Genomic DNA, 5,536 nt, shown 5'->3' on the forward strand with positions numbered 1-5,536 from the left:
ATCTCCCCCACCGCCCTGATGGTGCGGAAGGGCAACCCGGAGAAGCTCACGGACCTGGCGTCCGTGAAGGCGGCCGGAGCCACCGTCGGCGTGATGTCCGGTGCGGTCGAGGGCTCGTACGCCGAAGGCGCGGGCATCGCCGAGGGGAAGATCAAGACGCTGCAGAAGCCGCAGGACGGTGCGGACGCCGTCAAGGGCGGCCGGATCGACGCCTTCCTGCTCACCGCCATCTCGCTGCGCTGGCTCGCGAGGACCAACCCGGACACCGAGGTCACCGAGGCCTTCGTCCCCGAGCTGAACGGCACGAAGCAGTTCTCCCCGGGCGGCGCGGTGTTCCGTCAGGGCAACGAGGATCTGCGGGACGCCTTCAACCGTGAACTGAAGAAGATCGTCTCGGACCGGTCCCGTTACGTGGAACTGCTGCGGGACTACGGCTTCGGCGCCGCGGAGATCCCGCCGGCCACGCTCAGGACAGCCGATCTGTGCAAGGGCTGACGGGGGCGGAGCACACACCGTATGAGTGACTTCTTCTCCACACTCCTCGACGAGTTCCCCCAGGTGGGATCCGGCCTGTGGGTGACGCTGGAGGCCACCGTCCTGGGCGCCCTCCTCGCCCTGCTCCTGTCGTTCGCCCTCGGTCTGGCCGCAGGCAGCAGACTGCTCCTGGTGCGCGGGGTCTCCCGGACCGTCGTGGAGTTCTTCCGCGGCACCTCGCTCTACATCCAGCTGTTCTGGCTCTACTACGCGATGCCGCAGCTGACGGGCTACGAGCTGACACCCATGCTCTGCGGCGTCGTCGCCTTCGGCCTGAACTACGGGGCGTACGGCTCCGAGATCGTGCGGGGCGCGATCAACTCCGTGCCGCGCGCCCAGTACGAGGCGGCGGTGGCGCTGAACATGACGCCGTGGCACCGGATGCGGAAAGTGATCCTTCCCCAGGCCTGGGTGCAGATGATCCCGTCCTTCACCAACCTCCTGATCCAGCTGCTGAAGTGCACGCCGCTGCTCTGGCTGATCTCCGCGGCCGACCTGATGACCGTGATCCAGCAGATCCGCGACCGCACGGGGGAGAGCCTCACCGCTTATCTGACGCTGCTGGCGGTCTACTTCGTCCTCGCCTACGCGCTGACCCTGCTGATGAACCTGCTGGAGCGGTCCGCCAAGCGGCGGCTCGGCCTGCACCCCGGCACGGGGAGCCTGCTGAGGACACGCAGCGCGGAGCCCGCCCCGGCGGCCGGAGGTGCCCGGTGAACACATTCGACCGGGAGGCCGTCGAGGACGCCTTCCCCCTGCTGCTCGAAGGGTTCCGGGTCACCCTCCTCGCAACCGTGCTCGGCACGCTCGTGGCCGCGGTCCTCGGCCTGGCGATCGCCGTGGCCGGGCGGGCGCCGTCCCGCCTCGTGACCGTGCCCGTGAAGGCGGTGATGGAGTTCATCCGCTCCACCCCGCTGCTGGTCCAGCTGGTCGGCGCGGCGGCCGTCCTCACCTCGGTGGAGCCCCTGACCATCGGCATCGTGGTGCTGGGCGTCCATTACGCCACGTACACCTCCGAGGTGTACCGGGCCGGGATCGACGGGGTGCCCAAGGGCCAGTGGGAGGCCTGCCGGGCGCTCTCGATGTCCCCGCGGCGCACCTGGCAGGCGGTGATCCTGCCGCAGGCGGTGCGCAACGTGCTGCCCGCCCTCGGCAACTACGCCGTCTCGATGTTCAAGGAGACCCCGTTCCTCGCCGTGATCACCGTGCAGGAAATGGTCTTCGAGGCCCGGAAGTACGGAGCCGACCACTTCGCGTACACCGAGGCCTTCACGCTCGCGGGACTGGTCTTCCTGGTCGCGAGCTACCCCACCTCACTGCTGATGAGAAAGCTGGAGAAGCGCCTTGGCCACTGACCCTGCCCCCCTGAAGGAGCCCGCGGACCGGGCTCCGGCCGCCGGGACGACCGGTGTGGAGCCGCTGGTGCGCTTCGACAAGGTCGTCAAGCGCTACGGCGGCCATGTGGTCCTGGACGAACTCGACTTCACCGTGCGGCGCGGCGAGCACGTCACGCTGATCGGGCCGAGCGGCTCCGGCAAGACCACCATCCTCCGGCTGCTGATGACACTCGAAAAGGTGAGCGGCGGTGTGATCTGGGTGGACGGCTCACCGCTGTCCCATGTGCGCCGGCCGGACGGCTCCCTGAAGCCGGCGGGCGAGAAGCAGCTGCGTGAGTCCCGGAAGAAGATCGGGATGGTCTTCCAGCAGTTCAACCTCTTCCCGAACATGAAGGTGCTCCAGAACATCACCGAGGCACCGGTCAACGTCCTCGGCATGGACCGTGAACTGGCCGAGGGGCGGGCCCGCGAACTGCTCGACCTGGTCGGGCTCTCCGGGAAGGTCGACGCGCACCCCTCCCAGCTCTCCGGTGGCCAGCAGCAGCGGGTGGCGATCGCGCGCGCACTGGCGATGCAGCCGGAGATCCTGCTCCTCGACGAGGTGACGTCGGCGCTCGACCCCGAACTCGTGGCCGGGGTGCTGGAGCTGTTGAGCGACATCGCCAGGACCACCGACATCACCATGCTCTGCGTGACCCACGAGATGAGTTTCGCCCGTGACGTGTCGAAGAAGGTCCTGATGTTCGACGCGGGACGGGTCGTGGAGTCCGGAACGCCGGAAAAAATATTCACCGATCCCGAACACGAACGTACGCGCGGATTCCTCAACGCGGTGCTGTGACCATGGCCTTGGCTTCAGGCAAGTGACACGGGCATATGACGTAAGGGTGTGCCCCGGTCGACGGGGCCGGGGTGCCTCGTCAACTCCCCGACACCCCCTCCTGTTCGGCCATTTGGCGACTATCGTGGGTGGTGAGCTTGCGGTCACCACCTGGTAGAGGCCCTGAAGGGGGAACCGTGGCGTTGAAGCCCGAGCCGAAGGCTCCGTTCCATCCGGTGCAGTACACCCTGCGCGTGCTCGAATCCGTCTCCGCCCACGGCGACGGGGTGACCGAGGCCCAGATCTCCCGGGAGACGGGGCTGCCGGCCGGCCGCCTCGCACCCCTCCTGCTGACGCTGCGCCGCGAGGCGTACGTCCAGCAGATCGCCGACGGCGCGTACGTCGCCGGCTCCTCGCTCCTGGAGCTGGGCTCCGGCACCGCGCGCAGGCGGGCCGTGGAGGCGAAGCTCCAGCAGACACTGGCACAGCTGCGGGACTCGGTCGGCGCGGCGGTCTACGTCAGCCGTTACGTCGACGGGGAGGTCCGCGTCACACAGATGGCCGACGGGCCGCGCACACCCGCCGTCAACGAGTGGGTGGACTTCCGCGCCGCGGCGCACGCCAGCGCGATCGGCAAGTGCCTGCTCACGCAGCTCGACCGGAACGGCCGGCGCGACCACCTCTCCAGGCACCGGATCGCACGGCTGACCTCGCGGACGATCACGAGCGAGAAGGTGCTCTTCTCGAAGCTGGACAGCCAGCCGGCGACGGTGCCGGTGCTCGACCTGCAGGAGTACGCCGTGGGCACGGTGTGCGCGGCCGTTCCGCTGACGGCGGGCTCCTCGGCCGGGTGCCTGGCCCTGTCCCTGCCGATCGAGCACGCGCACCGGCTGCGGGCCGCAGCCGCCACGCTGAACCGGCGTGCGGCACCGGTCCTCCTGTCGCTGACTCTCTGAACCGGGCGCGCGGGCACCGTGAGCGGGTGGCCGCCGGGGCCCCCGCCCCCTCGGCGGGTGAGGTGCGGACCCGCAGTTCAGGGGCGGGTTCGCACGCTCCGGAGGGCGCTCCGGGCCCTCCCGTGGGTGCGTGTCCTCAGCACCCCTGAGGACCAGGTATTATTTTCGAGTCAGCAGGCGCCGTTAGCTCAGTTGGTTAGAGCAGCTGACTCTTAATCAGCGGGTCCGGGGTTCGAGTCCCTGACGGCGCACCGACACCGCAGTGGGCGGTCTCCCTCCGAGGAGACCGCCCACTGTGTTTGCGCCGTGCCGTGCGGCATGCCGCGCTGGATCAGAACTTCACGTCGGAGCACGCGTAGAACGCGTTGCCGGTGTCGGCGACGTTCCAGACCGCCAGGATGATGTGCTTGCCCGTCTTCTGGGTGGGCATCGAGCCCTGGTGGGTCAGCGTCGCCGGGGGCTGCTGGTTCCCGTAGGGCACCGTCATGAACGGCTGCGATTCCAGGGCCGCCCTGGTGAGCGGCTTGGTGGAGTCCCAGCCGTTCTTGGTGATGTAGTAGCGGAAGTCGCTCGTGGAGTGCCGGGCGGTGAACTGCCAGCGGAAGCTGTAGCCCTGCCCCGCGGTGACCTGGGTGGCGGGCCAGTTGCCGCCCCGGGGGTCGTCGAGCTGAGCGAAACTGCCGTTCCCGCCGGCGCAGATCTTGCCGTCCGCCGGTCCTGCCGCCGGGAAGCCCTTGGGCCCCTCGACGCTCTGCGGCTCCCACTGGATGTTGCCGCAGCCGGTGACGGTGCCGTTGGCACAGAGCTTCTGCCGGCTGATGGGGGAATCCGTGTAGCCGTGGCTGCTGGCACTGCCGGTCGCGAACATGGAGACGCCCGCTATCGCCAGGCCGATGACGGCCGCGCTTGCCCTTTTCCGCATGCTGTGTCGCTCCTCGAGAACGTGGGGGATGCTCTGGGGATGTTCTGAGCCGTGCTGCGCGCCTCACTGTGCGGTCTAGACCAAGTCCAGATTATTGACGCTGCATGAACATGTCCAGACCAATGTGGATCGGGTTTCGCGCGTGCTCCCGGGCGACCGGAAGCGGTCAGGCCCCTTCCCCACCGCTCCGGCCGGTGTAGAAAGCCACCGTCAGGTCCCTGACCAGGGCCTTGTGTTCGTAGTCGTCGAGCTCGACGATGCCGCGCGCGGTCAGCCGGCCGACCGTGTCGTCCACCGCGTCGATCACGGAGGTCAGCACCCCGTCCCGGTGTTTCGCGTCGATGGCCGCCACCCGGCACCGCTGCATCGCCGCGGCGACCTCGGGGGCGTACTCGATCCCGGTCGGCTGCGCGGAGTACACCTCGATGCCCACGGGCGCGCAGTCCGCCTTCACCATGCGGGTCAGCGCCTCCCCCACCGCCTCCGCGTCGCGCAGGGTGCGGGTCTCCTCGTGGAAGGCGTCGGCGGGCAGCTGCGAGAGGACCCGGGCCAGCGCCGCCTCCACCTGGTCGCGCAGATACCGCTCGTGGTCCGCGACACCGAGCGTGGCCCGCGCGGTGTCCGCCACCCGCCAGACCACGAGGACCACGGCCCGCAGCGCTGTGCCGCTCGCGTCCACGGCGGGCAGCGGCTCACTGCGCCAGTGCCGCAGGCGTACGTCGACCCTCCGGCGCCGCAGGAGCGGGGAGATCCACAGGAGGCCGGTGCGCCGGACGCTGCCGCGGTAGTCGCCGAAGAGCGTCAGCACCCAGGCGTGTCCGGCCCGGCCACGCCCCAGGCCGTGGAGCGCGAACAGCACCACGGCCGCCAGCAGCGTGAGCAGGGCCCATGTCCCGGTGCCGATGCCGTCGTGACGACGCTCCCCGAGCCCGGTCCAGCCGGTCACGGCGGCGGGCAGTGCTCCCTG

Annotated in this window: 6 protein-coding genes, 1 tRNA gene and 1 pseudogene; 6 read left to right on the forward strand and 2 right to left on the reverse strand. The window is 69.5% G+C overall.

Annotated features, from left to right (window positions below; translation table 11 throughout):
• From VN520_RS03535 to VN520_RS03560, 6 genes and pseudogenes are all read left to right on the forward strand, one after another.
• A pseudogene (locus tag VN520_RS03535) lies at positions 1-495 on the forward strand (transporter substrate-binding domain-containing protein); the annotation flags it as partial.
• Positions 496-516: 21 nt separating this feature from the next.
• Positions 517-1,251 carry an ectoine/hydroxyectoine ABC transporter permease subunit EhuC gene (gene ehuC, locus VN520_RS03540; RefSeq protein ID WP_325745349.1) on the forward strand — a complete coding sequence of 245 codons (735 nt, stop codon included), beginning with the start codon at positions 517-519 and terminating at the stop codon, positions 1,249-1,251.
• Positions 1,248-1,889 carry an ectoine/hydroxyectoine ABC transporter permease subunit EhuD gene (gene ehuD / locus VN520_RS03545; RefSeq protein WP_325745350.1) on the forward strand — a complete coding sequence of 214 codons (642 nt, stop codon included), beginning with the start codon at positions 1,248-1,250 and terminating at the stop codon, positions 1,887-1,889. The genes ehuC and ehuD overlap by 4 nt, the downstream gene beginning before the upstream one ends.
• On the forward strand, positions 1,879-2,712 hold the full coding sequence (gene ehuA, locus VN520_RS03550) for an ectoine/hydroxyectoine ABC transporter ATP-binding protein EhuA (protein WP_325745351.1): 834 nt from the start codon (positions 1,879-1,881) through the stop codon (positions 2,710-2,712). The genes ehuD and ehuA overlap by 11 nt, the downstream gene beginning before the upstream one ends.
• A gap of 176 nt (positions 2,713-2,888) precedes the next feature.
• Positions 2,889-3,647 carry an IclR family transcriptional regulator gene (locus tag VN520_RS03555; protein ID WP_325745352.1) on the forward strand — a complete coding sequence of 253 codons (759 nt, stop codon included), beginning with the start codon at positions 2,889-2,891 and terminating at the stop codon, positions 3,645-3,647.
• A 177-nt stretch (positions 3,648-3,824) separates the two neighbouring features.
• Positions 3,825-3,898: transfer RNA gene (locus VN520_RS03560), tRNA-Lys, on the forward strand.
• A gap of 80 nt (positions 3,899-3,978) precedes the next feature.
• Here VN520_RS03560 and VN520_RS03565 read toward each other — a convergent pair.
• Together VN520_RS03565 and VN520_RS03570 are read right to left on the reverse strand one after the other, a co-directional pair.
• Positions 3,979-4,569: a lytic polysaccharide monooxygenase auxiliary activity family 9 protein gene (locus VN520_RS03565; protein WP_325745353.1), complete on the reverse strand. Its 591-nt coding sequence runs from the start codon at positions 4,567-4,569 to the stop codon at positions 3,979-3,981.
• A 166-nt stretch (positions 4,570-4,735) separates the two neighbouring features.
• Positions 4,736-5,536 (reverse strand): SPFH domain-containing protein (locus VN520_RS03570; RefSeq protein WP_325745354.1); only part of this gene is annotated, 801 nt, incomplete at its 5' end.

The sequence above is a fragment of the Streptomyces sp. genome (genome assembly GCF_035563135.1).
Lineage (GTDB): Bacteria > Actinomycetota > Actinomycetes > Streptomycetales > Streptomycetaceae > Streptomyces.

Coding starts and splice junctions, on each gene's coding strand:
- ehuC (WP_325745349.1), top strand. CDS start 517: ATGAGTGACTTCTTCTCCACACTCCTCGACGAGTTCCCCCAGGTGGGA.
- VN520_RS03565 (WP_325745353.1), bottom strand. CDS start 4,569: ATGCGGAAAAGGGCAAGCGCGGCCGTCATCGGCCTGGCGATAGCGGGC.